General features: G+C 60.7%; 19 protein-coding genes. 13 read left to right on the top strand and 6 right to left on the bottom strand.

What is annotated here, in order from left to right; all coding sequences use genetic code 11:
• Positions 1 to 66 precede the first annotated feature (66 nt).
• The 3 genes from HBO12_RS20620 (at position 67) to HBO12_RS20610 (ending at position 2,852) form a co-directional block, all read left to right on the top strand.
• Complete coding sequence (locus tag HBO12_RS20620; protein ID WP_169954317.1) at positions 67 to 399, top strand: DUF2790 domain-containing protein; 333 nt, start codon at positions 67 to 69, stop codon at positions 397 to 399.
• Positions 400 to 410: 11 nt separating this feature from the next.
• Complete coding sequence (locus tag HBO12_RS20615; protein ID WP_169954316.1) at positions 411 to 1,322, top strand: LysR family transcriptional regulator; 912 nt, start codon at positions 411 to 413, stop codon at positions 1,320 to 1,322.
• A gap of 207 nt (positions 1,323 to 1,529) precedes the next feature.
• Positions 1,530 to 2,852, top strand: coding sequence for an OprO/OprP family phosphate-selective porin (locus HBO12_RS20610; RefSeq protein WP_170043078.1), 1,323 nt, complete (start codon positions 1,530 to 1,532; stop codon positions 2,850 to 2,852).
• Between the two features lie 177 nt (positions 2,853 to 3,029).
• Here HBO12_RS20610 and proP read toward each other — a convergent pair whose 3' ends face one another.
• Positions 3,030 to 4,532 carry a glycine betaine/L-proline transporter ProP gene (gene proP, locus HBO12_RS20605; protein WP_169954314.1) on the bottom strand — a complete coding sequence of 501 codons (1,503 nt, stop codon included), beginning with the start codon at positions 4,530 to 4,532 and terminating at the stop codon, positions 3,030 to 3,032.
• Positions 4,533 to 4,830: 298 nt separating this feature from the next.
• On the opposite strand from proP, the gene HBO12_RS20600 reads away from it, so the two are divergent.
• From HBO12_RS20600 to HBO12_RS20560, 9 genes are all read left to right on the top strand, one after another.
• Positions 4,831 to 6,165: an EAL domain-containing protein gene (locus tag HBO12_RS20600; RefSeq protein ID WP_169954313.1), complete on the top strand. Its 1,335-nt coding sequence runs from the start codon at positions 4,831 to 4,833 to the stop codon at positions 6,163 to 6,165.
• 381 nt (positions 6,166 to 6,546) lie between these two features.
• A complete protein-coding gene (locus HBO12_RS20595) occupies positions 6,547 to 7,212 on the top strand; it encodes a response regulator transcription factor (RefSeq protein ID WP_169954312.1) in 666 nt (221 codons plus the stop codon).
• Between the two features lie 113 nt (positions 7,213 to 7,325).
• Entirely contained in the window at positions 7,326 to 7,991 is a 666-nt protein-coding gene (locus HBO12_RS20590) for a response regulator transcription factor (protein WP_170043077.1), read from the top strand.
• Between the two features lie 20 nt (positions 7,992 to 8,011).
• Positions 8,012 to 10,375: an ATP-binding protein gene (locus tag HBO12_RS20585; RefSeq protein WP_262377049.1), complete on the top strand. Its 2,364-nt coding sequence runs from the start codon at positions 8,012 to 8,014 to the stop codon at positions 10,373 to 10,375.
• On the top strand, positions 10,372 to 12,720 hold the full coding sequence (locus HBO12_RS20580) for an ATP-binding protein (protein WP_170043075.1): 2,349 nt from the start codon (positions 10,372 to 10,374) through the stop codon (positions 12,718 to 12,720). Before HBO12_RS20585 ends, HBO12_RS20580 begins: the two co-directional genes overlap by 4 nt.
• A 401-nt stretch (positions 12,721 to 13,121) precedes the next feature.
• The gene (locus HBO12_RS20575; RefSeq protein WP_169954308.1) at positions 13,122 to 13,670 is read left to right on the top strand and encodes a fimbrial protein; all 549 of its coding nucleotides are present in this window, start codon (positions 13,122 to 13,124) and stop codon (positions 13,668 to 13,670) included.
• A gap of 153 nt (positions 13,671 to 13,823) precedes the next feature.
• Positions 13,824 to 14,489 carry a fimbria/pilus periplasmic chaperone gene (locus tag HBO12_RS20570; protein WP_346343189.1) on the top strand — a complete coding sequence of 222 codons (666 nt, stop codon included), beginning with the start codon at positions 13,824 to 13,826 and terminating at the stop codon, positions 14,487 to 14,489.
• A gap of 87 nt (positions 14,490 to 14,576) precedes the next feature.
• Positions 14,577 to 17,120, top strand: a complete 2,544-nt coding sequence (locus HBO12_RS20565; RefSeq protein WP_346343188.1) for a fimbria/pilus outer membrane usher protein — start codon at positions 14,577 to 14,579, stop codon at positions 17,118 to 17,120.
• A complete protein-coding gene (locus tag HBO12_RS20560; RefSeq protein ID WP_170043073.1) occupies positions 17,117 to 18,244 on the top strand; it encodes a fimbrial protein in 1,128 nt (375 codons plus the stop codon). The genes HBO12_RS20565 and HBO12_RS20560 overlap by 4 nt, the downstream gene beginning before the upstream one ends.
• A gap of 20 nt (positions 18,245 to 18,264) precedes the next feature.
• Here HBO12_RS20560 and HBO12_RS20555 read toward each other — a convergent pair whose 3' ends face one another.
• The 5 genes from HBO12_RS20555 to HBO12_RS20535 are packed head-to-tail and all read right to left on the bottom strand — an operon-like array spanning position 18,265 to position 24,727.
• Entirely contained in the window at positions 18,265 to 19,536 is a 1,272-nt protein-coding gene (locus HBO12_RS20555) for an NAD(P)/FAD-dependent oxidoreductase (RefSeq protein ID WP_170043072.1), read from the bottom strand.
• 2 nt (positions 19,537 to 19,538) lie between these two features.
• Complete coding sequence (locus HBO12_RS20550; protein WP_170043071.1) at positions 19,539 to 21,110, bottom strand: aldehyde dehydrogenase (NADP(+)); 1,572 nt, start codon at positions 21,108 to 21,110, stop codon at positions 19,539 to 19,541.
• 55 nt (positions 21,111 to 21,165) lie between these two features.
• On the bottom strand, positions 21,166 to 22,113 hold the full coding sequence (locus tag HBO12_RS20545; protein ID WP_169954303.1) for a dihydrodipicolinate synthase family protein: 948 nt from the start codon (positions 22,111 to 22,113) through the stop codon (positions 21,166 to 21,168).
• A 44-nt stretch (positions 22,114 to 22,157) separates the two neighbouring features.
• A complete protein-coding gene (locus tag HBO12_RS20540) occupies positions 22,158 to 23,084 on the bottom strand; it encodes a 4-hydroxyproline epimerase (RefSeq protein ID WP_170043070.1) in 927 nt (308 codons plus the stop codon).
• A gap of 26 nt (positions 23,085 to 23,110) precedes the next feature.
• Entirely contained in the window at positions 23,111 to 24,727 is a 1,617-nt protein-coding gene (locus HBO12_RS20535) for an APC family permease (protein WP_170043069.1), read from the bottom strand.
• A gap of 200 nt (positions 24,728 to 24,927) precedes the next feature.
• Here HBO12_RS20535 and HBO12_RS20530 point away from each other — a divergent pair, with 200 nt between their 5' ends.
• Entirely contained in the window at positions 24,928 to 25,695 is a 768-nt protein-coding gene (locus HBO12_RS20530) for an AraC family transcriptional regulator (RefSeq protein ID WP_169956941.1), read from the top strand.
• Positions 25,696 to 26,559 lie beyond the last annotated feature (864 nt).

Here is a 26,559-nt window from a genome sequence, read left to right as displayed (position 1 = left end):
CTACCTTGGTGAAAGGGTCGGTTAGTTAATCTCAAGTCTGGAAAAATGACTTGAGAGATAAATCTGATGAACCTGTTGAAACTAAGTATTGCTGCATTGGCGTTGTCATTATCCACGGTCGCGTTCGCCACAAACGGCGGTGATCGTGGGTATGAGAAGTTGATGAGCGATAACCAGCAAGCCATGGCTGCTTATGCGCTAAAACAAGGTAAGGAACAACCCCAGGTCCAGGACTATCGCTATGGCATGAAACTGGACATCGCCAAGGTGGTCAACGTGACCCCTAAGATCAGCTCCTGCGACATCGTCCCGTCGCGCATGACTTACGAGGACTCGAGCGGCAAGCTCAACACTATCGAATATCAAGTCATGGGGCAGTGCCGTAATAATGGCCGCTGAAAGGTTGCCCTATGACTGCGCAGGCACCGTTGATTGACCGCGAGCTGGCGCAGCGTTTTCTGACATGCGCACGCTGTGCCAGCTTTCGCCAGGCTGCCCGTAGCCTGAATATCCGTACTGCAGAACTGCGCAAGCAACTGGCCCAGTTGGAGGGGCGGCTGGGTAGCCCGCTGTTTGTATTACGAGAAAATGCCCTACGCCTGACCCTCAAGGGGCAGCGCCTGCAAGCGCTGCTGATAGCGCGGTTTGGCGATGTTCAACCACAAGTGGGCGCCGTGCCTCAACCGCTGTTGCGTCTGGCCGTGGAAGACTCCCTCATGCACGACCTGCTGGCGCGTGAGGTGCTGGATTTTATGCGCAAGCACCCGGCAATGCAGTTGGAAGTCATCCCGCTGACGGGCGAGCCAACACGCCAGGCGGATGTCATGGTGTGGTTGGCGGATGCTGACCGTCCTCGTCCAGCGCCGGGGTTTGCCATGACCACGCCGCAACGTCTGGCGCGCATTGACTTCAGCCCGCATATGGCCAAGCGTTACTGTCGCGGCAACCGTTTGCCGACGCAAATTGCGCACTTGTCCGACTTTATGCTGGTGCAAGGCCGTACGAATGCGCCGGTTGCGGCGTTTGCACCCTGGAACCGCCTGGTCAAACAGCGCCAGCGCGCAGTGGCCCAGGTGCATTCCCAGGCGTGGGTGCAGGAGTGGGTCAGGCACAGTGCCTGTGTCGGTTTGTTACCGGACTACATCGGCCATTTGGATAAAAACCTGCTGGCCCTGACCCCCTTGTTTGGTGAGCCTATGGAACGGCTGGCATGGCTGTCCACGGCGCCCTTGACCGCTGAGCAACCCCATGTGCAAGCGCTGGTGGCGTTGATTCACAAAGTGTTCGAAGAACGGCGTGACTGGTTTGAAAGAGTCATCTAAGTTGGTATTGGTTTTAACCATTCTGAAATATTCGATGTGAATGCCTGTGTAACTTGTAATTCCCTTGTTTATAAGGTCCTTGTCGCGGTTAAAGGGCAAGAAATATCCATGGTCACAAAACTGTCTTGTGAATAAATCCAAAATGTCATTTGGTCTTTGGAAACTCCCCGTCGCCAAGTAATACTTAACGATAGTGAGGGGAAGTTGATGTCGATTAGTTATTCAAAGTGCGTTCGGTTAACTCAATTCAGCCTGGCGGTGGCGGGCAGCGTATTGGCCATTTCGGCGCAGGCAGGCACGGTAACCACCGATGGCGCCGATATTGTGCTCAAAACCAAGGGCGGCCTGGAAGTGGCCACTGCCGATAAAGAGTTCAGCTTCAAGCTGGGCGGGCGTATCCAGGCCGATTACGCCCGGTTTGATGATTACTACACCCGTAACGGCAACACGGCGGACGCCGCGTATTTTCGGCGTGCCTATCTGGAGTTTGGCGGCACGGTCTACAAGGACTGGAAATACCAGATCAACTACGACCTGTCCCGTAACGTGGGCAATGACAGCGCAGGTTACTTCGACGAAGGCAGCGTGACCTACACCGGGTTCAATCCGTTGAATGTAAAAGTAGGGCGTTTCTACACCGATTTTGGCTTGGAGAAAGCCACCAGTTCCAAATGGGTCACGACCCTGGAGCGTAACCTTTCCTACGATGTGGCCGAGTGGGTCAACGACAACGTCGGCATGGGCGTACAGGCCAACGGCGTGGTGGGACAGATGGCCTATTTGTCCGGCAGTGTGTTCAGCGAAAACAACAACGACACTGACGGCGACAGCGTCAAGCGCTACAACCTGCGCGGCGTGTTTGCGCCACTGCACGAATCCGGCAATGTGTTGCACGTAGGGCTGCAATACGCCTACCGAGACCTCAAGGACGCCGCCATCGACACGCGCATCCGCTCACGCATGGGCATGCGTGGCGTCGAGACCAACGGTGGCAACAGTGCCGGCACCAATGGCACCCGCTCGGTATTTGGCGGGAGTGCGGCCCAGCAAGGCTTATGGCAGGACGACTCGGTGTGGGGCCTGGAAGGTGCTTGGGCGCTGGACGCGTTCTCGGTGCAGGGTGAGTACCTGCGACGGACCCTCAAGGCCGATGCAGCACAGAGTGACATCAAAGCCAGCGGCTACTACGCACAACTGGCCTATACCCTGACCGGCGAGCCTCGCATCTACAAACTCGATGGCGCCAAGTTCGACTCCATCAAACCGCAAAACAAACAAATCGGCGCCTGGGAGGTGTTCTACCGCTACGACGCGTTTACCGTCGAAGACGATAATGTCGTGGTCAGCACCAATGTGCGCCAGGTAGGTGACAGCCAGGGCAAGGCGCATACCCTGGGCGTCAACTGGTACGCCAATGAGGCGGTCAAGGTCAGCGCCAACTACGTCAAGGCCCGCACGGACAACGTCAGCAACACCCTGGGTGATGACACCGGTGATGGGGTGGTGATGCGCCTGCAATACGCTTTCTAAGCCACAGGTTCCGAAATCAGATGAGCCAGGGCGAGTCGGCGATACTGTCGATTGGTCCGCCGTCATCCCCTGTAGGAGCGGGCTTGCTCGAGAGGGCGGTGGTTCAGTCACCATTGTCGGTGGCTGACCCAACGCTATCGTTGGCAAGCCAGCTCCTACATTTGTTGTGTAGCGCAATCAGTCAATCCGCGGATGCTGTTGCGCCAGGTTCTGGCGCTTGGCTTCCAGCTCGGCGATCTGTTCGTCGAGGTCTTCGATCTTCTGTTCGATATTGTCGTGATGCTCCTGCAACAGCTCCCGTGCCTCTTCCATGTCCGACGCTGCCGGGGCCGCGCCGCGCAGGGGTTTGTTGGCGGTTTCCTTCATGGTCAGGCCGGTGACCAGGCCCACCACGGCAATGACCATCAGGTAGTACGCAGGCATGTACAGGTCGTTGGTACTTTCCACCAGCCAGGCCACGGCGGTCGGGGTCAGGCCGGCGATCAGTACCGAGATGTTGAACGCACTGGCCAGGGCGCTGTAGCGGATGTGGGTAGGAAACATCGCGGGCAGGGTGGACGCCATCACGCCGATAAAAAAGTTCAGCACCACCGCCAGCATCAGCAAGCCTGCGAAGATCAGCCCGAGCTTGCCGCTGTTGATCAGCATAAAGGCCGGAATAGCCAGGGCCAGCAGGCCGATACTGCCGGCGATGATAAAGGGCCGGCGCCCGACCTTGTCGCTGATAAAGCCGATCATGGGTTGCACGAACAGCATGCCGACCATGATCGCGATGATGATCAGCACCCCGTGGTTTTCGCTGTAGTGCAAGTTGTGCGTCAGGTAGCTGGGCATGTAGGTGAGCAGCATGTAATAGGTGACGTTGGTCACGGCCACCACGCCGACACAGGTCAGCAGGCTGCGCCAATGCTGAGTGGCGACCTCCTTGAACGATACGCGCGGGCCACGTGCCAGGCCTTCGCGGTCGCCCTGTTCAAGCTTTTCGACATGCTGTTGGAAGGCTGGGGTTTCTTCCAGGGCGTGGCGCAGGTACAAGCCGATCATGCCCAGGGGCAGGGCGAGGAAGAACGGCAGGCGCCAGCCCCACTCCTGGAACTGTTCTTCACCCAGCACGCTGGAGATCGCCACCACTACGCCCGCACCGAGCACAAAGCCTGCGATGGAGCCGAAGTCCAGCCAACTGCCGAGGAAGCCGCGCTTGCGGTCGGGGGCGTATTCGGCGACGAAGATCGAGGCCCCGGTGTATTCACCACCCACCGAGAAGCCCTGGGCCATCTTGGCCAACAGCAACAGGATCGGGGCCCAGATGCCAATCGAGGCATAGGACGGAATCAGGCCGATGGCAAAGGTGCTGATGGACATGATCACGATGGTGGCCGCGAGGACTTTCTGCCGCCCGTACTTATCCCCCAGCGCACCAAAGAACAGGCCACCCAGTGGGCGGATCAGGAACGGCACGGAAAAGGTCGCCAGCGCTGCGATCATCTGCACGCCAGGGTCGGCGCCGGGGAAGAACACCTTGCCCAGCACATAGGCCACGAAGCCATACACCCCGAAGTCGAACCACTCCATGGCATTGCCCAGTGCTGCGGCGGTGATCGCCTTGCGCATCTTGGCGTCGTCGACAATGGTGATGTCTTTCAACCCGATTGGGCTGACACTTTTCTTGCGTGATTTCATACAGGTCACTCTGTCACTGAACGGTGTCGATGCCATTGTTTTAATGGCATGGTCTACTCGGTCAGATACATGAGGACACGAAATAATTCACCGCTTAATGTTTTTTTTCCTGTAGGAGCCGGCTTGCCGGCGATATTCGTCAACGCTGACGCAGCACAACTGCCCTGATACCCACCGCACAGCGCTCCGTTATGGGTCGCCCACCCGCAGACAAGGGTGCTTTTAGTCCCAATCCTATTTGCTTCTTTTTTGCCACTGATAAGCTTTTTTCCTGGAAAAGTATCGGGAAATTCTTGTCATGATCGTAAATGCCGCCGTACCCAACGAGTTCAACGCCCTACGCGTTATCACGTTGGCAACCGACGCCACCTGTGCCAATTGGCTGTCCGGCGCGTTGAGCAGTATGGGCGTTACAGCGCTGGCCAACGCTAAATCCTTGAGCGACGTAGAGGCCTGGCTGGTCGACCAGCCGGTGGACGTCATCTGCTGCGAAATTCGTCCGGGGTCTGATGATGGGCTGATGCTGCCAAGCCTGCTCAAGGGGCTGCACGAAGCCGGCGCCGTGGCGCAGTTGCCGAGCATCTTCTGGACCGGTGAAGCCACCTTGAATGCGCAGGTGCGTGCTGTGGAAGAGGGCGGCGTGGCTTCCCTGCATGGCGGCACCCCGCAGCGCTGGATCAAGCACATGGGCGGGGTCGCCATCAGTGCGTTGGAGTCCCATGCCCGATTGGCCCGCGCCGCCGGGATTCTGGTGGAGATCCTGCGCGAAGGCGCAACCCTGGAACTGGGCGATGCCTTGCGAGCCGTGATGCTGACCCGCGCGAAACCGGACCCGCAGTTGCACATGACCACATTCGACGCCTTGGCCGAGGATGAAGTGATCAATGCGCTGACCACGGGGGAGGGCTTGCGCTTTGTGTTCCAGCCACAATTCGAGCTGTTGAGCCGGCGTGTAGTGGGAGCCGAGGCATTGGTGCGCTGGAAGCACCCGCGCTTTGGTGAAATCCCGCCGTCGGTGCTGATGCCGTTGGTTAACCGACTGGGCCTGGACCTGTTGCTGTTCAGCCTGGTGGAAATGTGGAGCATCCGGGCGATGCTGGCCCTCAAGCGTGAAAACATTCTGATCCCCATCGCGGTGAATGCCTCGGCAAAAACCATTTGCACCCCATATTTTGCCGACCGCCTCGCCACACGGATGCAGCAGGCCGAATTGCCAAACCACTTGCTGAAAATCGAGCTTACCGAGGACGTACCCGAACCGGACGAACTGCATCTTTCCGCATCGCTGACGGCAATCCGCGCCAAGGGTTTCCAGGTGTCCCTGGATGATTTTGGTACCGGCGCGGCCACGTTGAACCTGTTGGCGAACCTGTCGTTCGATGAGATGAAAATCGACGGCTCATTCGTGCGTGCCGTAGAGCAGCACTCGTCATCACGCAAGGTGATTGCGGGTATCGTCAGTTGGGCCGGCCTGCTGAATCTGAACCTGGTGGCCGAGGGCATTGAGGATGAGTCCACGATCCCTCTGCTGCATCGCCTGGGCTGCCGCGTCGGGCAGGGTTATGCGCTGGCGCGGCCGATGGAAATCGAGGCCTTTTTGAGCTTCCTGATTGAGCGGGGGAAACACCCGTAAACATACTTCTGTCTGTGTGGCTCTGGGAGGAGGCGGTTTTTAGGAGTGCTCTTATTTCAATTGTTTCGTCATGGCTTTAAATTTCCATCATCGATTTTTTTAAATTGTATGCCGCTGGAGTTAACTGCTCTGCCCATTCGATAACCACTGCTGGATGTCTTGAATCTCAAAAAGTCGACTACTTGCCTGGCAACTTAAAGTTTGCCGGTGGGTGTTGTATTGCCTGATCGAAAGTTCGCCTGTTTGTTTTTAATGTGCGATGGCTCAGTTGCACGGATGGAATTGATGTTGTAGGTCCGTCTTCCCTGACGGCAACTTACCAATGATGAGATAGCGTTATTTTTCATCTTTTTGCTCGTTATACAGAGTGTCCTGTGATCTATGAAACGCTTACAAATTGCTTTGCTGGATGATCATGCAATCGTGCGACATGGCCTGGTCAATCGATTGCTGCAGGAACCTGATTTTGAAGTGGTCGGTGTCTACGCCCGTACGCGTGAACTATTGGCAGGGCTGGCCAAGGACCCGGCGCAGGTGCTGTTACTGGACTATGTCCTGGGGCCCAGCGAGTTGGATGGCGTGTTACTGATTCGAGCGTTACGGGTGAAGTTTCCACAATGCCGCATCCTGGTGTTCTCTACGCACCATGACGCCGCCACCGTGATCCTGGCCTTGCGTGCCGGTGCCCGGGGATTTCTCGGCAAGGGTGAAGATATGGGTCAGTTGGTCGACGCCGTCCGGTTGGTGGCGTCGGGGGCGGTTTACCTGAGCCCGGACATGGCCTACAGGGTTGCCGAAGCCACTGCGGTCAACTATGACGGCGAGGCGCGCAATCGCGAGGACGCGTTGCGCTTTGTCAGTCTGTCTGCCCGTGAGCAAGAAGTGATTCGCTGTTATCTGACGGGCATGACCATCACCGAAATTGCTGAGAAATTCAGCCGTAGCATCAAGACCATCAGCTCCCAAAAGGCTTCGGCTTTTCGCAAGTTGGGTGTGATATCGAACAACGAGCTATTCAAGATCAAGCACCTCATTGAAGGTATCTGAACCTGGCGGGTTGGCGCCGTGTCATTTGCCGCTTGTTGCATATACTGTTCTATCGTTGGGTATCCCTGTTTTCGGCAGCGCGGCTTGCGCTGGGTTGAGTGGGCTCGATCATAATGAAATCTATACGTATTGCTTTGTTGGATGATCACGCGGTTGTTCGACATGGTCTGGCCAATACCCTGGCGGCCGAGGCGAACTTTGAAGTGGTAGGCATTTATGAGCGCAGCCGCGACCTGATCGCCGGTCTCGCCACGGCGCCTGCAGACTTGTTGCTACTGGATTTCTCCCTGAGTCCCGAGGAGTTGGACGGCGTCTCATTGATCCGTGCCTTGCGAGTCAAGTTTCCCGCTAGCCACATCCTTGTGTTGTCCGCCCATCACGACCCGGCGACCGTGGGCCTGGCCATGCGTGTCGGAGCCCGCGGGTTTGTCGGCAAGGGTGAGGACATGGACCAGTTGGTCAAGGCCATCCGCAAAGTGGCATCGGGGGCGGTGTACCTGAGTCCCGACATGACCTATCGCCTGGCCGAAACCGTCACCAGTGATACCCGCAAAGGCTCTGACGAAGTGCCGGACGCCCTGATCCTGGCGGAGTTGACCAGTCGCGAGCAGGAGGTCATTCGTTGTTACCTGGCGGGCATGACCATCACTGAAATTGCCGAGAAGTTCAATCGCAGCATCAAGACCATCAGCACCCAGAAAACCTCGGCGTTTCGCAAGCTGGGGGTTACGTCGAACAACGAACTGTTCAAGCTCAACAAAATCATTGGCTCGCCATGAGGCGGTGGTGGTTGGGGGGCTTGTTGTTGTGGTCGCTGGGAGGGGCCGTCTTCGCTGCTGGCCCGGTTCAACTGAGCGAGCAGGAGCAGCGCTGGATACAGCAGCATCCGGTGTTGCGGGTGGGCGTGGTCGAAGACCTGATACCTTTTGAGTACATGCGTGATGGCACCCTGCAGGGACGCTCAGTGCATTACCTGCAATTGGTGACCGATGCCACCGGCCTTGAATTCACCTATGTTCCGGGAAGGACCATTGAGATACGCGAGCAAATGCTCCTCGATGGCCAGGTGGATCTGCTGTCCTCTTACTTGCGTTTCAGGTCTGAGCCGGCCACCAAGGGCCTTGCCTTGCTGACCTACCAGACCACCTCGCCGATCATCGTGACGCGTTTCGAAGGCCCGGATATTTTCGACCTCGACCAACTGCATGGCAAAACCGTGATGGTTCCTGACGTGGATCATTACGAAGAGATCGTCGGAGCATCAGGAATCGAGGTCACGCTGATCAAAAGCAAATCGGCCCTGGAGATGCTGACCCGCGTCCAGGACGGCAGTGCTGACGCGGCCGTTGCCACGGAAACCTTCCTGATGCCTTATCTGTACCGCCAGTTCCAGGGCATCCTGGAGGCTTCAGGTGTGGTCGGCAGCCAGATGCTGGATGTCAGCATGGCGGTTCGCTCGGACCAGGCACTGCTGCATTCGATCCTCGAAAAAGTCCTGGGCTCGATCACTGCCGAGCAACGCAATGACATGTACGACCACTGGTATCACGAGCTGGATCTGGATGTTCCAACCCTGCTTGCCATCTCCAGCCACTACTGGCATGTCCTGATCATGGGGGCGTTGGTGCTGGCCAGCCTGTGTGTGCTGGTCTATCGCGGCCATCGCAGGCGGCGTCAGGCTGTGCGCAACGAGCAGGAAAAAACCATGTTCCTGGCGGTCATGGGCCATGAAATTCGTTCGCCTATGAATGCCGTGCTGGCGGCCATGGAGTTATTGGGGCACACCCGGCTCAATGAGCAGCAGCGCCACTTTGTGCACCTTGCCAATGGCGGCGCCAATGCGTTGGTGCGTTTGCTGGATAACGTGCTGGACACGCCAGGCTCGGGTGCGCGGGCGTTGCGCCTGAGCATTGAACCGACCGATGTGACGGCGCTGGTGCAGGGCGTAGTGGGCTTGCACCGCCTGCGCGCCCGGGAAAAGCACCTGAGCCTGAATGTGAGCATCCACACCGCGCTGCCCTTGCTGTTACTCGACAGCTCCCGCCTGACGCAGATTCTTCATAACCTGCTTTCCAATGCCATCAAGTTCACCGATGCCGGCGGTGTCGACATCAAGCTGTGCCTGTTGGACCTACCGGCCGGTGGTCAACAGTTGCAAGTCAAGGTGCGCGATACCGGGATCGGTATCAGCGAAGCGGTACAGGCGTCGTTGTTCCGGCCATATGCCCAGGCCAGTCAATCCTACAAGCGCTCCGGTGGTACCGGGCTGGGCCTGGTGATCTGCCAGCAACTGGCGAACTTGATGCAGGGGTCGTTCACACTCAGCAGTGAGCCGGGGGTTGGCACGACCTTCATCCTCTGCGTGCCGGTAACGGTTGCCCCCCAGACTGCTGAACCACCGCAGATTCAGCAGTCCGCGCCAGAGGCCGAGACGGGCGGCCTGCAAATCCTGGTCGTGGAAGACACTCTGGCCAACCAGGAAGTGCTGCGGGCGCAGATCGGCGGCTTTGGCTGCGAGGCGGTGATCGCCGCCGATGCCGCCCAGGCCCACAGCTTGTTCGCGCAGCAGGCCTACCAATTGATCCTGATGGACTGTGACCTGCCGGACCAGGACGGTTACAGCCTGGTTCGCGAACTGCGTGAGTTCGAGCGCGGCTTGGGGCGTCCACGCTGCCCAATCATTGCCATTTCTGCCCTGACCGGTGAACAGCACCTCAAACGTTGCATGGATGCTGGGATGGACGCCGCATTGAGCAAGCCGATACGCCTTGGGCAACTGCGCGAAGTGATCGAGCGTTGGTGCGACGTCACCCTGGCTGCACCCCGTGCGAGCCTGATGGCCCCACAGCTGGATCAGGCGGCGATCAATCGGGAGATGGCCAGTGACCTGGGGAGCCTGATCAAGGCCATAGCGCTCTGTGACCGCCCCAGCGCCGTCCACGTTGCCCATCGTCTGCACGGTGCTGCGCTGATTATGGAGTGGCTGGCCCTGGGGCAGAGTGCCGAGTATCTGGAGCGCCTGCTGCGTGCGCAGGAGGGCTGGGATAGCCCGGCCTACGCCCAGGCCCTGCGGGCGTTGGTTGAGCATTGGCGGGCCTTGGGCGGGGATGCTCCCCTGGAAGTGCTGCCGCCCGCGCGTGCCACGCGGGTGACCCAGCGATGAACGCCAAATTGCTACGCCTGCTGCTGATAGCGTTCGTGCTGGGAAACCTGGGCGTCGGGGTGCAGGCCGGCCCGACGCCGCTGGAGTTGACCCAGCAGGAGCGTGATTGGATTGCTGCCCATCCGGTGCTGCGTGTTGGCGTATTCGATAACTTGCTGCCTTTTGAATACATCAGCAATGGCCAACTCAGAGGGTTGTCAGCCAAATACCTGGGGTTGATTGCATCGCGCACGGGCCTGTATTTCGAACCCGTCACCACCACTACGCGCAGCGCCCGCAAGGACATGCTGATCAGCGGCGAAGTCGATATCTTGTCCACCCGGCGCCGGGACGATGACCCGGCAAAGGATCTCGGGCTGCGTTACACCACGCCCTACAACACCAGCTCGACCGTTATCGTCAGCCGTTTTGGCGATCAACCGTTTGCCGACTTGGAGCAACTCGCCGGCAAGCGGGTGGTGATGCTGGGGCGCGAGGAGGATTACGTCGCTTTTTTGAAGCGTAAGGCCCCGGGGATAACCATTGTTTCTGCCCTGAATGCGCTGGACATGATGGCGATGGTCAAGGACGGCCGCACGGACGCGGCGATTGCTTCGGAATGGCTGCTGATTCCCTACCTGTCCCGCCAATATCATGGGGTACTGCAGATTTCTGGGGTGCTGCCGTTGCTGCATACCGGTGTGAGCATGGCAGTACGTGACAGCGATGTGCTCCTGCTGTCTATTTTGGACAAGGTGCTGGCGTCCATCAGCGGCGAAGAGCGCAAGGCGATCTATGACGCCTGGTTTGCGGATATGGACCTGGACATTCCTACCGTCAAGGCCATTGCCGAGCACTACCAAGGTGAGCTGTGGTTGCTGCTGGCCGTGGTGGCAGTGCTCGTCGGACTGGTCGTGCAAAGTCGCCTGCAACGGCGCCAGGCCATGAACAGCGAACGGGAGAAGGCGATGTTCCTGGCGGTCATCAGCCATGAAGTGCGTTCGCCGATGAACGCAGTGCTGGCCGCCGTGGAACTGCTGGAGCACACCCCGCTCGATGAGCAGCAGCGACATTTCACCGGCTTGGCCAATAGGGGCGCCAATACCTTGCTGCGGCTGGTGGATGATGTGTTGGATATCTCCAAGATGGAAGCCGGGCAACTGGCCCTCAATCTTGAACCGGTGGACCCATGGGCGCTGGTCTTGCGGGTAGTCGACGAGCATCGAACGCAAGCGCAGGAAAAGGGCATTGAGCTGCTCGTCACCGGCGAGCGTCCCGGCGCCCCATTGTTGCTGGACGAACTGCGTCTGGCGCAGGTGCTGCGCAACCTGATCTGCAACGCCGTCAAGTTCACCGATGTGGGTCGGGTAGAGGTGCAGTTGCTACAGCTGGAAAAGCCTGCGGTCGAGGTGCGACAACTGGTGATCCGGGTCATCGATACGGGCATAGGCTTGTCCAAGCAGGCGCAAGCCTCGCTGTTCCGGCCGTATGCCCAGGCCACGCAATCCTATCGGCGCACTGGCGGTACCGGCCTGGGCCTGGTGATCTGCCGGCGCCTGGTCAGGTTGATGCGTGGCAGGTTGGTGCTCAGCAGCTTGCAGGGGGTCGGTACCCAGGTCGAGGTACGGTTGCCAGTTGAACGGGCTGTTTCCCCGCAACTGCCGGCACCTGAGCCTGCGCCGAGCGCGGAATCGGCTAACGGTTTGCAGGTGTTGGTGGTGGACGACTCGCTACCCAGTCGGCAAGTGTTGCAGGCACAACTCGACAGCCTTGGTTGCGCGGTGCTGCTGGCGGCTGATGCCGACCAGGCGGTGGCGTTGTTCAGTGCGCACCGGGTCGATATGGTGCTGATCGACTGTGACTCGCCAGAGGGCGACGCCGAGCGCATGGTCAGCGCGTTTCGTGAGTCGCAGCTCCAACAGGAACGCTCATATTGCCCGATCATCGCGCTCTCGCAATTTAGCGGGAATGAATACCTGCAACGTTGTTTCGATGCCGGTATGGATGGTGTACTGAGCAAACCGCTCCAACAGGTCATGTTGCAGCAGATGATTGAACTCTGGTGCGAAGTAACCCCGGCGCCGCAAGTTGCAGAGTACCTGGAAACTCCAGGGTCGCCGGAGGCCGTGCGCCAGGAACTTAACAGCCTCATAGAACTACTTGCCCTGCGCGATCGCGGCATGGCGCTGGAGGCGCTACACAGGCTGCGCACTGCCGCGTTGGACGTCGGTTGGGAGGACTTCGCGGCCACGACGCAGCGTATCGAAGTGCTGTTGCAGGACGAAGTGAACTGGCCAGCAGAAGCGGTTGCGGGTCATGCCCGTAGCCTGCTTGAGCACAGGGCCGGGCTTCCCTGCGGAGCCTAGGCAGAGTAGGGGCTTCACAGCAGGACAGGTTGCTCTGGGAATGATGCAATCGCCGCGAATTGCATGCCCTGCCGCAACATATGCCTCACCGCCTCGATAAAGCTCGATGGCGGCCACCGGTTGTTCGCAGCTTCTCTATTGATAAACATTGCAGCGCCTGTTTTTAGGAGTGCTCCTATAGACGGGCTATTAATGTTTTTCCATTAAACAGTGCAGTGCAACAGTAAGTTTTATAGTGGTTTTAATTGTTGGGGATTTACCGTGCTCAATTGTTTTTCAGAGCACTCCTATATTGAGTTCGATGTGGGCTCCCTAAACTTAGCCCCGCAACAGCACAGAAGCTCTCCGATAAACGGAGGCTTTACAACTTACTGTAGAACATCGCTCTCTCGGAGTTACTCATGAATTACAAAGCCCGCGCCCTCGCTGTACTGGTCGCTGCCACCGCCTCTACCGTTGCTCTGGCTTCAGACGGCAAAATCGATTTCAACGGCGAACTGAAAGCCGAAACCTGCAAGGTTGCGGTTAACGGCGCGGCTGGTGCGAGCCCGTCGACTGTCACGCTGCCAACCATCTCTACCGCTGCCCTGGGAGCAAAAGGCCAAGTGGCAGGCCAGACCGGTTTCAATATCGAGCTGAGCGATTGCTCTGCCGCGCTGAAAACAGCGGCTGCATTCTTTGAGTCGAGCGGCAGCGTTGATGCAACCAGCGGCAACCTGAAGAACGTGAGCGGTACTGCCACCCAGGTTCAGCTGCAATTGGTTGACGCAACCAATGGCAACGCGATCAAGGCCGGCAACACTGCGCAGGTCACTTCCACCAGCCGTATTGCCATCAATGCAACCTCCAAGGCCGCCATCCTGCCATACGCTGTCCAGTACTACGCTCAAGCCCCGACCACTCCGGGTACCGTAGTTGGCTCCGTGACTTACTCCATCAATTATCAGTAAGTCGCCGCTCATGGATACACGCCCTGTTCAGCAACAAAAGGGCGTGCTTCCAGGCAGCAACGGGATTACGTAATGCCTTGCACATCTGCCCTCAGACAATTGCTCCTGGCAAGCCTTGTGACACTGACGTGTTCCCAGGCTATCGGGGGTGTAGTGATTACCGGAACCCGCCTGCTCTACCCGGCGGACCAGAAAGAAATCACGGTAAAACTCAACAACAATGGCACGCAGCCAGCGCTGATCCAGTCGTGGATCGACACCGGCAGCGTCGAGTCGACTCCGACCAGCTCCAAGGCGCCGTTCCTGCTTTCACCGCCGGTGGCGCGCATCGATCCGACCAAGGGCCAAAGCCTGCGGGTGTTGTTTACCGGGGCTCCAATGGCCCAGGACAAAGAGTCGGTGTTCTGGCTCAACGTATTGGAAATTCCACCCAAGCCCGAGGCGGGTGCAGATATCAATACGCTGCAAATGGCATTCCGTTCGCGGATCAAATTGTTTTATCGCCCGACCGGCTTGCCAGGCACTGCCAGCGAGGCGATCGAGCAGGTGCAGTGGCAATTGGTGCCCGCACGCGATGGGCAAGGCTTGGCCTTGCAGGCCTTCAATCCGTCGGCGTTCCATGTTTCGCTGATCGAGTTGGAACTGGTGGCTGGCGCCCAGCGTGAGCGCAGTGAAGACGGCATGATCGCTCCGGGTGAAACCCGCCAATTTGTGCTCCCAGCGCTCAAGGTCCGACCGGCTGCGGGTGCTCAGGTGGAGTTCAGCGCCATCAACGATTACGGCGCACTGATCCCGACCCGTAAAGCACTCAAGCCCTGATTAAACCTCAAGTTTTTTAGTCGCGAGTCATTTATGTCGACCTCTTCCAGCTGCAGGCTTTCTCTGCGGGCGCGGCCTTGCTTCGCCTTGAATCCGCTCTCTGCCTTGATCCTCAGGGTATTGGCCATCGCCCCAGGTGCATGGGGTATACAGGGTGCGCTGGCGCAAGAGGTGCAGTTCAACGATGCGTTCCTGCCTGAAGACTCGCGCAATCTCGACTTGGGCGCCTACCAGACCGGCAACCCGGTGATGCCCGGGCAATACCGTGCAGACGTAGTGCTTAACGGCCAGTTGAACAGCCGCCAGGACATTCGCATCGACGCCCAGGCCGACGGCAGCAAGCCGGTGGTCTGCATGACGCGTAGCTTGCTTGAGCGTCAGGGCGTGGAGATGAGCAAGCTGTCGCCTGAAAGCACTTTGGCGCTGGACAGCCAGGGCTGTGCCGCCGTGGGCAGTCTGATCCCGGGTGCAACCGCGAATTTTTCCCCGGAAAACCAGGCCCTCGACCTGAGCATTCCCCAGGCGGCGCTGCGGCGCAATGTCCGGGGATACGTCAGCCCGGAACTGTGGGATCGCGGCGTGACCGCAGGCATGCTCAGCTACAGCTTCAATGGCAGCCGTAACCGTACCCGCAGTGGCAACTCTGACTCGGCATTCCTGGGCCTGCACACCGGCCTCAACCTGGGTGACTGGCGCCTGCGCCACAACGCGTCGATGAGCTGGCAGTCACGTCAGGGCAATAATTACCAAGCCCTGGACTCCTATGCGCAACGCGACATCACCGTGTTGAAAAGCCAACTGACGGTGGGCGAGTCCAACACCACCGGCGAGATCTTCGACACCCTGGCCTACCGTGGTGTGCAACTGGCCAGTGACGACCGCATGCTGCCCGACTCCATGCGCGGCTATGCCCCGGTGATCCGCGGGATTGCCCGCACCAACGCCCGTGTGACCATTCGCCAGGCCGGCAATATCCTGCTGGAAACCACCGTGGCGCCCGGGGCATTTGTGATTGATGACCTGTATTCAACCGGCTATGGCGGCGACCTCAGTGTCAGCGTGGCGGAAGCCGACGGCACCGAGCAGAACTTCATCGTGCCCTATGCCTCGGTCAGCCAGTTGCTGCGCCCCGGTACCTCGCGTTTCAGCCTGACCGCAGGCGAGACCCGCAACAACTACGTCGACAAGCAATCGCGTCTGCTACAAGGCACTGTGCAATATGGCCTGAACAATACGTTCACCGGATTTGCCGGGATGCAGTCCAGCGATGACTACACCGCCGTGCTCACCGGCCTGGCGTTTGGCACGCCGATCGGTGCCATGGCCATCGACTTGACTCACGCCCAGACCGACCTGGCCACTGGTGCCGCCAAAGGGCAGAGCATGCGGGTGTCCTACAGCAAAAATGTACTCAGCACGGGCAGTAACTTCACCGTTGCGGCTTATCGTTTTTCTACCAGCGAATACCTGGACTTCAGTAACGCCATGCAACTGCTCGATGCCGAGAAAACGGGGTGGGACACCAGCATGTTCGGGCGCCCGCGCAGTCGCTTTTCGGTCACCGCCGACCAGAGCCTGGGGGAGTGGGGGCAAGTGGCAATCAGCGGCTATGCGCAGAACTACTGGAACCTGCCGGGCAGTGATTTGCAGTACCAGTTCAGCTACAGCAAGCAGTTCAATCGCATCAGCTTCAGTGTGAACGCCAACCGCAGCCGCATGGGCCTGGGGGACATGGAAAACAGCTTTTTGCTGACCATGAGCATGCCTCTGGAATTTGGCGGTCCAGGCTTCAGCCCGCAAATGACCGCACAGGTAGGACGTGACTCCCAAGGCAACTACAGCGAGCAGGCCGGCATCAGCGGCACCGCTGGCGAGGACCGTCAATATGGCTACGGCGCGACAGTCGGCCATGACGGTGCCAGTAACAGCAAGAGCGCGGCCCTCAATGGCCAATACACCGGCGCGCGCGCCATGCTCAGCGCTGCCCTGGGACGCGGTGATGGCTACACCAGCGCCTCGGTGGGCGCGAGCGGCAGCGTGGTGGCGCATGCCGATGGGGTGACCATGACTCCTTATCGCGGTGAAACCATGGCGGTGGTCAGTGCCCCGGGTGCGCAGGGGGCCAAGGTGTCCGGCTACCCTGGCCTCAAGCTCGACAGCCGCGGCAATGCCGTGGTGCCGTACCTGCGGCCATATGAGTTGAACGAAGTGGCAATCGACCCTATTGGTAGCTCGCTGGACGTCGAGCTCAGCGAAACCAGCCAACAGGTGGCCCCGCGTGCCGGTGCGGTGGTGCACCTCAAGTACACCACCAACCAGGGCCGCGCAGTGTTGCTCAACGTACGCCTCGACGATGGCAGCAGCCTGCCCTTTGGTGCTGGCGTGACAGATATCGACGGCACCTCGGTCGGTGTGGTCGGGCAGGGTGGCCAGCTCTACGCACGGATCAAGCCACAAACCCGTCAGTTACTGATCAACTGGGGAAGCAAGACCCATCAACAGTGCGCACTGGTCATCCCGGCGGGCCCCGGCGAAGGGCAGCAATTGCAACAGGTAGACGCGGTTTGTGCGGCCGGTAAGCAAGTCGCTGGCAGCGTGCAGCCCAACACTCTTCAAAAGGTACAGTTATGAATATTGGCGCTTTGATCAAGGCGGGCCTGGCCGTCGCGGCATTGTGGGCGGCGGCGGGGACGGCCATGGCGGTCACCTGTACCTACATGGAGGGTATCCAGCCGGCCGTGGGCTCCATGCCATTGCAGATTTCGGCGATCACTATCGGGCGCGATCTGCCGGTGGGTACCGAGGTATATCGTCAGCGCTTCAGCATGGCTGCGGGCCAGGCGCCCAAGCTTGAATGCCTCTATGCCCCGTATCAGCAGTGGACTGAGATGACAGTCGACTCCAGTTATGCCATGGCCAATGTGTCCAGCGGGACCTACGCCAACAAGGTCTATAGAACCAGCATTCCGGGGCTGGGGGTTGCCTTCAACAGCTCGGGCGGCCTGCTGCCAAGGCAATCTGGCAAGGCATGGACCACATGCACATCTGGCTACAGGTGTTTGGTCCCATTTGACGGGCCTTCGAACTTTGAGCTGATCTTGATCAAACTGGGCGATGTAACGCCTGGTGTATTGGTGGGCAGTACGTTGCCGGTCGTCAGTCTGTTCGGCAACTTCGGCGATGCGAGAATGCGCGGCTTCAGTATGGGGATCTCCGGCAATATCCAGATTGTCTCGAGTACCTGCCGTACACCGGATGTCTCGGTGCCCATGGGCTCTCATCTGACCTCCAAGTTCACCGGGCTCAACAGCAGCACGGGCTGGACGGATTTTTCCATCGCTTTGAATGACTGCCCGGCGTTCAACGGGATCTATACGACAACGGGGCCGGCCTGGTCATCGCAAAGTGGCACGTCGCCTCTTGGTACGAACGTCGATAGTGGCTCTCTGGTGCGTAACACCCTGCAGTACCGCATCGACCCCGCGCGTACGGCGATCAACACGAATAACGGTGTACTGAGCCTCGACCCTGGCGCCACGGGCAGTGCGCCCGCCGCCACAGGGGTTGGCGTGCAGGTGCAGAACCGCAACGGCAACTCGGTCATCCTTGGGGCCAACCAAAGCAGCGGCCTCACCCTGCGCCCCAACGAGGGGAGTTATACGATCCCCTTGCGCGCCCGTTACCTGCAGACGGCGAGCACGGTAACCCCCGGCCCGGCGAATGCCTCGGCGACGTTTACGATTATTTACCAGTGATTGCTCCTGCAAGGCCTGCGTCAGAACCGATCCAGCCGATAGGCCGCCAATGCCGGCAATCCCTGGGGCTGGGGCAGGGAGATCGGCGATACCAACTGGGCGACCAGCTCGGCAGTGACGGCCGCTTGCGTCAACCCCAAATGTTGATGCCCGAAAGCGAGCAACACCTTGCCGTCGCACACCCTGTCGATGATCGGCAGCGAGTCCGGCAACGAGGGCCGAAAGCCCATCCACGGCGTGGCGTCCTCAGCGCTCAGTTCGTCACGCAACAGGCCGTGGCTGAGCCGGTGCAACTGCCAGGCGCGCCGCATGTTCGGAGGGCGGTCGAGGCCGGCGAATTCCACGGTGCCGGCCAGCCGTAGCCCACCGCTCATGGGCGTCATGATGAACTTGCGTTCCAACGAGGTGACGGCGAAGGGCAAGCGGTCTTGCTCGTGGGGCAGCATCAGGTGATAACCGCGCTCGGTGTCCAGGGGCACCTTTTTGCCGGTCAGCGCCTGGGTGAGCCTGGCCGAGTGGGCGCCGCAGGCGATCACCACCTGGCGTGCGGCCAAGCGGCCCTGGTCAGTGATCAGTGCAACGCCCTGGGCCTGAAGCTGGCCGTCCTGGACCTGGCGCTTGAGAAAGGTCACGCCGCTGGCCTTGGCGGCCTTGACCAGTTCGCACACCACGCGATACGGATCGAGGAAATGCCCGGTGCGGGGAAAGAACAAGCCCCCCTGGATCCGCTCGCTTAATTGCGGTGCCGCCTGTTGCACGGCGCTGGCCGACCAGCAATCCACCGGCACGTTTTGCTGGGTCATGCGTGCTTGCAAACCTTCAATCGCTTGTCGCGACTCGGCACGCTCGAACACCAGCAGCGAGCCGTCCTCGCGCATCAACTGGGGCCGGTCGATGTTCGCCAACAAGCGCTGCCAGGCGCCCAGGCTGCTTTCGTTGAGGGCACGGATACCGGCGACCGTGCGCTGGTAAGCGGCCGGGCGCAGGTTTAACAAGAGGCGAGCAAACCAGGGCAGCGCACGGGGCAGGTATTTCCAGTCCAGGCGCAGCGGGCCCATGGGGTCCATGAGCATCGCGGGCAGGCGCATCAGGATCGACAGGTCGGCGATGGGGAACACCTGTTCGGTGGCCAAATGCCCGGCATTGCCGAACGAGGCGCCCATCCCCGGTTCCTGCTGGTCGATGACCACCACGCGCCGGCCCTGGCGTGCCAGTTGCAGCGCGCAGGCGACGCCGATGATGCCGGCGCCGACCACCGCGATGTCGATCTCGGGTTGACGGTTGTCTTGCATGTTCAGGCTTCTCTCTGGCCGTCGAGCAAGCGTCGCAACGCCAGCGGGTTGTCTTGTTTCAGGGCTGCGGGCAGCAGGCTGTCGGGGAAATCCTGGTAGCACACCGGTCGCAGGAAGCGCCGGATCGCGGCGGTGCCGACCGAGGTCGAGCGCGAATCCGAGGTCGCGGGGAAGGGCCCGCCATGCACCATGGCATCACACACCTCGACCCCGGTCGGCCAGCCATTGACCAACAGCCGGCCAGCCTTGCGCTCAAGGGCCGGCAGCAATGCCCGTGCCTGCTCAAGATCGTCCTGATCCAGGTGCAAGGTGGCGGTCAACTGGCCTTCGAGGTGCTCGGTCACTTGGCGCATTTGCGCGTTGTCGGCGCACTGCACCAGGAGCGAGGCGGCGCCGAAGACTTCGGCCTGCAAATGCGGGTTGGCAAGGAAGTCTTGCGCGTGGGTGGTAAACAGCTGCGCCTGGCATTGGTTCGGCCCTTGCGCCGGCAACCCGCTGGCTACGCAATGGGCATGCTCGGCCAGTGCGCCGACGCCCGCTTCATAGGCCTGGAAGATGCCCGGGGTGAGCATGGTCTGCGCCGGGCTACGTTGCAGCAAGTCGCTGGCGAGGCTGACAAACTGCTGCAGTTGCGGACCTTGAACCGCAATCACCAGCCCGGGATTGGTGCAAAACTGCCCGGCGCCCTGGGTCAACGAGGCGACAAACCCTTGCGCCAGCGCTTCGCCGCGCGCCTTGAGGGCGGCCGGGAACAGGTACACCGGGTTGATCGAACTCATTTCCGCATACACCGGGATCGGCTCCGGCCGCGCCTGGGCCGCCTGGCACAAAGCGATGCCGCCACTTTGCGAGCCGGTAAAGCCCACCGCCTTGATCCGTGGGTCGCTGACCAGGGCAATCCCCACTTCGCGGCCAGCGCCGTACAGCAGCGAGAACACACCTTCGGGCAGGCCACACTGCTTCACGGCACGGGCCAGCGCACGGCCCACCAGTTCGCTGGTGCCGGGGTGGGCGCCGTGGGCCTTGACGATCACCGGGCAACCGGCGGCGAGGGCTGAAGCGGTATCACCGCCGGCCACCGAGAACGCCAGCGGGAAGTTGCTGGCGCCGAATACGGCCACCGGCCCCAGCGGCACCTGGCGTTGGCGCAGGTCGGCACGGGGCAGGGGCTGGCGGCCTGGTTGGGCGCTATCGACGCGCACGTCCAGCCATTCGCCGGCGCGTACGGTGCGGGTGAAGGTGCGCAGTTGCTGGCAGGTGCGGCCCCGTTCGCCCTGGATCCGCGCGAGGGGCAAGCCGGTTTCGGCCACGGCACGCTCGATCAACTCATCGCCGAGGGCTTCGATTTCATTGGCGATGGTTTCGAGAAACTCAGCACGCGCCGCCAGGGATGTCTCGCGGTAGCTGTCGAAGGCTGACCACGCCAGCGCGCAAGCCTGGGCCACCTGCTCGGTGGAACCGCCGGGATAGGCCGGCTCCAGCGCAGCATCGGTGGCCGGGTTGATCGCGCGGATGGCTGCGCGGGTGCCGGGAATGGAGTGCTGACCGATCAGCATAGTGCCTGTCAGAGTCATGGCCTGTTCCTGAAATAAGAAGGAACGCCGCTGTGCAACAGCGGCGTGCGAGCAGTCAGTCGACGTTCTGTTCTGCCGACCAGTTGGCGTACCACTGGCGGAACAGCGCGTACTGATGCTCGGCATACCGGCGTTGGGCATCGCTCAGTACATCGCTTTGGTTGAAGTGCAGGCTGTATTCCAGGTCGCCATTGAGCACCATCAGGTGCTTGTAATAGAGCACCAGGTCGCAGCCTTCATCGAAGGACGACAGCACCGCCAGCGCCGCTTCCAGCTCGCGGGCCTGGCGCCGGGCCTTGGCATCGCCCTTGGCGGCCTGCTTGCTCAGGGCCACCAGTTGCAGGACTTCCCGTGGCAGGGCGTTGCCGATGCCGGTGATCGCGCCGGTGGCGTTGCAGTTGACGAAACCGTGCACCACCTGGGTATCGACACCGACCATCAGGGTCACGGCATCGTCCTTGGAGGTGATGTGTTCGGCGGCGTAGCGCAGGTCGGCGCCGCCGCCGAACTCCTTGAAGCCGATCAGGTTCGGGTACTCGCGGCGCAGTTCAAAGAACAGCTCGGCGCGGGTGGCAAAGCCGTAGTAGGGGCTGTTGTAGATCACTGACGGCAGGTTCGGCGCGGCGCTGAGGATCGCCGCGAAGTGGGCTTTTTGCGCGCTGGCTGAAGCGCCACGGGACAGCACCCGTGGGATGACCATCAAGCCATGGGCGCCGACCTTGGCCGCGTGGGCCGCATGGGAGACCGCCTCTCGGCTGTTGACCGCGCCGGTGCCGACGATGGTCGGGATGCCCGCCGCCACCAGGCGCGCCACGCCTTCCTGGCGCTGGGCTTCGGTGAGCAACGGCCAGTCGCCCATGGAGCCGCAGTACACCACGGCGCTCATGCCGATATCGATCAGCTCGCGGCCCTTGGCGACCAGGGCGTCGAAGTCCGGCTGGCGCTCGGCGGTGCACGGGGTCATCAGGGCAGGGATGCAGCCGGTGAAGATGTTATCGCTCATGGTTCTAGCTCCTTGGAAGGGTCTGTTTAAAAGCTGCCGGGTGCTCAAATGCCCCAGGCGAAAGGGTCCTGTTCGTCGATCAGCAAGGTGCTGTCGGCGGTCATATAGGCGCGGCCGGTGATGAAGGGGCGGATGTGTTCGCCCTCCCATTCAAAACGGCCTTCGAATTGGCTGGCGGTGATGCTGGCTTGCACCCAGGGCTCACCGGCCTGAAGTTTTCCGTCGGCGGCCAGGCACGCCAGCTTGGCGCTGGTGCCGGTGCCGCAGGGCGAACGGTCGTAGGCTTTGCCGGGGCACATGACGAAGTTGCGGCTGTCGGCCTGCTCGTCATCGGCGAATAGTTCGATGTGGTCGATCAACGCGCCGTCTGCGCCATGGATGCCTTGGGCTTCGAGGGCCTTGAGCATGGCCCAGGTGAAGTCGGTGAGGGCCTCGACATTGGCCATGTGCACACCCTGGCCGTGCTCGGACACCAGGAAAAACCAGTTGCCACCCCAGGCAATATCGCCGTAGATCCGGCCATGCCCCGGTACATCCACGGGCACCTGCTGGCGATAGCGATAGGCGGGCACGTTGCGCAGGGTGACCGCGCCGTCCTCATGCAGGGTGGCGCTGACCTGGCCCACCGGCGTGTCGATGCTGTGCACCCCTGGTTTGATGCGGCCCAGGTAGTGCAACGAGGCGACCAGGCCGATGGTGCCGTGGCCACACATGCCGAGGTAGCCGGCATTGTTGAAGAAAATCACCCCGCAGGTGGCCCCCGGCGAGACCGGCTCGCAGTACAGCGCGCCGACCAGTACATCGTTGCCACGGGGCTCCAGCAGGCAGGCGCGGCGCCATTGGTCGTGTGTGGTGCGCAGGCTGTCTAGCTGCTCGGCGATGGTCTGGCCGGCCAGCTGCGGGAAGCCATTGATGATCAGGCGCGTCGGTTCGCCGCCGGTGTGGGAGTCAATCACATGCAGTCGTTTCATCCAGCTATTCCTTGGTGATTGGCCAGTTATGCGTTCGCCGGGTGCATGCCGCTCGCGGGCAGCACGGCTTCGCTTTCGTCGTCTTCGTGTTCCAGTTCCACCAGGTGCGCCGGCACGCCGGTGGCGGCGCCCCAGTAGTAGATGCCCAGGGCGCAGGCGGCGACGACCAGGGTGTCGAAGGGATGGCTGAGCACACCCAGGCCGCCAAAACTGCCGAGTTTTGATAGCACCATGGTTACGGCGTAGAAGCCGATCAGCCACGCGCTGGAACGCACTTGCTGGGCGATGTTCAGGTGCTGGGTCGGCACCAGGCGACGGCACAGCAGGTACACCACAAACATCACGATTTGCAGGCCCAGCAGCCAGGACACGGTGCTCCAGCCCGACCAGTAGACGATCAGCGCGGCGATGATGAATGACAGCGGGCCCAGCACACTCATCCACTTGACCCGGAACGGGCGCGGCATGTCCGGCGCATTGCGTCGCAGCGCCGCCACGCACACCGGGGCCACGGCGTAGCTCAACACCAGGGCGGCGGACACCACATTGATTAGCGCCTCCCAGGACGGGAACGGCAGGGTCCAGAACACCGACAAGCCAAAGGTCAGCCACAGCGCCGGGCGCGGGATGCCGGATTTCTCATCGATGCGCGTGAAAATCTTGAAGAAGGTGCCTGTCTGCGCCCAGCCATAGATCACCCGTGGCGTGGCGTTCATGTAGATGTTGCCGCAGCCGCTGGGGGAGATCACCGCGTCGGCCACCACCAGGTAGGCCAGCCAGCCCACGCCCAGAGCCAGGGCGATATCGCGATAGGGCAGGGCCAGTTCCTTGCTGATGCCGGCCCAGCCATTGGCGAGCATTTCGGTGGGCACGCCGCCGAGGAAGGCCACTTGCAGCAGCACATAAATTGCCGTGGACAGCAGCACCGAAAGGATCAGGGCAATGGGAATGGTGCGTTGCGGGTTTTTCACTTCGCTGGCCACCGAGATGATCGGCGTCAGCCCCAGATAGGCAAAAATCACCCCACCGGCGGACACTGCCATTTCAATCCCCGACAGGCCGAACGGGGCGAACCCCTGGGAGTGGAAGTTGGCCGGCTTGAAGAAGGTGAACAGCACGCCGATCACCAGCAGCGGCACGATGAACTTGAAAATGCTGACCAGGTTATTGGCGATGGCGAAGGTCTTGACGCTGCGGTAGTTGAGCACGAAAAACAGGCAGAGCAGGCCGAACTGCACCAGCCAGCCGAGGGTGGTGGGGTCGCTGGAGCCGGCCTTGGTCAACTCGGGAAACCAGGCGGCGGCGTATTGCCTTGAGGCGACCACTTCAATCGCCACCAGGCTGGAAAACGCGATCAGTGTGATAAAGCCCATCAGGTAGCCCAGCAACGGGCCGTGGGAATACACCGGGTAGCGCACCACGCCCCCGGCACGGGGCAGGGCCGCGCCCAATTCGCAATACACAATGCCCAGCAACAGCACCGCAAAACCGCCGAGCAACCAGGAAAAAATCCCTGCCGGGCCTGCGATGGACGACACGTGACTGGCGGCAAACAACCAACCGGAACCGAAGATGGCTCCCAGTCCGATAAAAGTGAGGTCGATCAGAGACAGCTGTTTCTTGAACTTGCCTTGGGCTGACATAGCGGCGCCTTCTTGTGGGTTATTGGATAGGCATGCAGTGGCGCTACAGTGAACCCATCAGCCCGCTGGCGATTGATGTTTTGCGCGGTCATCAATGACGAATTCAGCACAATTGCCGGATGCGCAGCGGTGCTCGACAGGGCCATGGCCATCGGGCAATCTGCTGGCCCGGCGAGGCGATAAACGAGGCGGTGAGCGGCATGATGCACAACGCGTTTGCAACCCTGTGCCAAGGTGGCGAGCAGCGGCCACACAGCCTCGAACAGCTGCTGGCGGGCGTGGCCATGCTGTTGCCGATGCTCGACGTGATTCCCAATGCGACGATGTTTATCAAGGATGTGCAGGCGCGCTATGTCATGGCCAACCACACCCTGGTACAGCGTTGTGGCTTGAAAGACCGGCGCCCGCTACTGGGCAAGACCAGCGCCGAGGTGTTCCCCGCGCAGTTGGGGCCGGGCTACACCGAGCAGGACCGGCGCGTGCTCGAACAGGGCCTGGTGCTGGAGGATCAACTGGAGTTGCACCTGTACGGCAGCCGCGAACCCGGTTGGTGCCTGACCCACAAGTGGCCGTTATACAACCGCGAGGGCGCGATCATTGGCTTGGCGGGGATCTCGGTCGACCTGCAATCCGCCAGCGAGACCCACCCGGCCTATCAGCGATTGGCGGCGGTGGACGAGCACATCCGGGCCCATTTCAACCGGCGCGTGACCTTGGGTGAACTGACGCGCATCGCCGGCACGTCGGTGGCTCAGCTGGAGCGCTACTGCAAGCGCGTGTTCCACCTGACTCCCCGGCAAATGATCCAGAAAGTACGCCTGGAACATGCCCATCGCCTGTTGCATACCGAGTTGCCGATCACCGAAGTGGCCTTGCAATGCGGCTACACCGACCACAGTGCATTCACCCGCCAGTTCAAGGCGTTGACCGGCTTTACGCCACGCCAGTATCGCCAGGCCACCCGCTAATGAGTGGGCGCAAGTCCCTGTAGGAGCTGGCTTGCCAGCGATAGCGTCGGGTCAGCCAACATCAACTCCAGCAATGCCGCCGCCATCGCAGCCTCGCCAAGGCTCGACAGCTCCTACATTGGTCCTCAGGGTTTGGAGGATTGCATTTCACTGCCACCGCAGGATGCATACGGTACTCAATGTACTGAAGATCCAATGTAGGAGCTGGCTTGCCAGCGATAGCGGCGGGTCAGCCAACATCAACTCCAGCAATGCCGCCGCCATCGCAGCCTCGCCGGGGCTCGACAGCTCCTACATTGATCTTCAGGGGTTGGAAGATTGCATTTCACTGCCACCGCAGGATGCATACGGCACTCAATGTACTGAAGATCCAATGTAGGAGCTGGCTTGCCAGCGATAGCGTCGGGTCAGCCAACTTCCATTCCAGCAATGCCGCCGCTATCGCAGCCTCGCCAAGGCTCGACAGCTCCCACCTTGATCCTCAGGGTTTGGAAGATTGCATTTCACTGCCACCGCAGGATGCACACGGTACTCAATGTACGACGATCCAATGTAGGAGCTGGCTTGCCAGCGATAGCGGTGGGTCAGCCAACTTCCATCCCAGCAATGCCGCCGCCATCGCAGCCTCGCCGGGGCTCGACAGCTCCTACATTGATCCTCAGGGTTTGGAGGATTGCATTTCAGCTGCCAGTGCAGGATGCATACGGTACTCAATGTACGACGATCCAATGTAGGAGCTGGCTTGCCAGCGATAGCGGCGGGTCAGCCAACATCAATCCCAGCAATGCCGCCGCCATCGCAGCCTCGCCAAGGCTCGACAGCTCCCACCTCGATCTTCAGGGTCTGGAGGATTGCATTTCACTG

The sequence above is a fragment of the Pseudomonas sp. WS 5059 genome, assembly GCF_012985525.1.
Lineage (GTDB): Bacteria > Pseudomonadota > Gammaproteobacteria > Pseudomonadales > Pseudomonadaceae > Aquipseudomonas.
The sequence above is the reverse complement of the archived record's forward strand: the minus strand, read 5'-3'. Positions and strand labels throughout refer to the sequence as shown.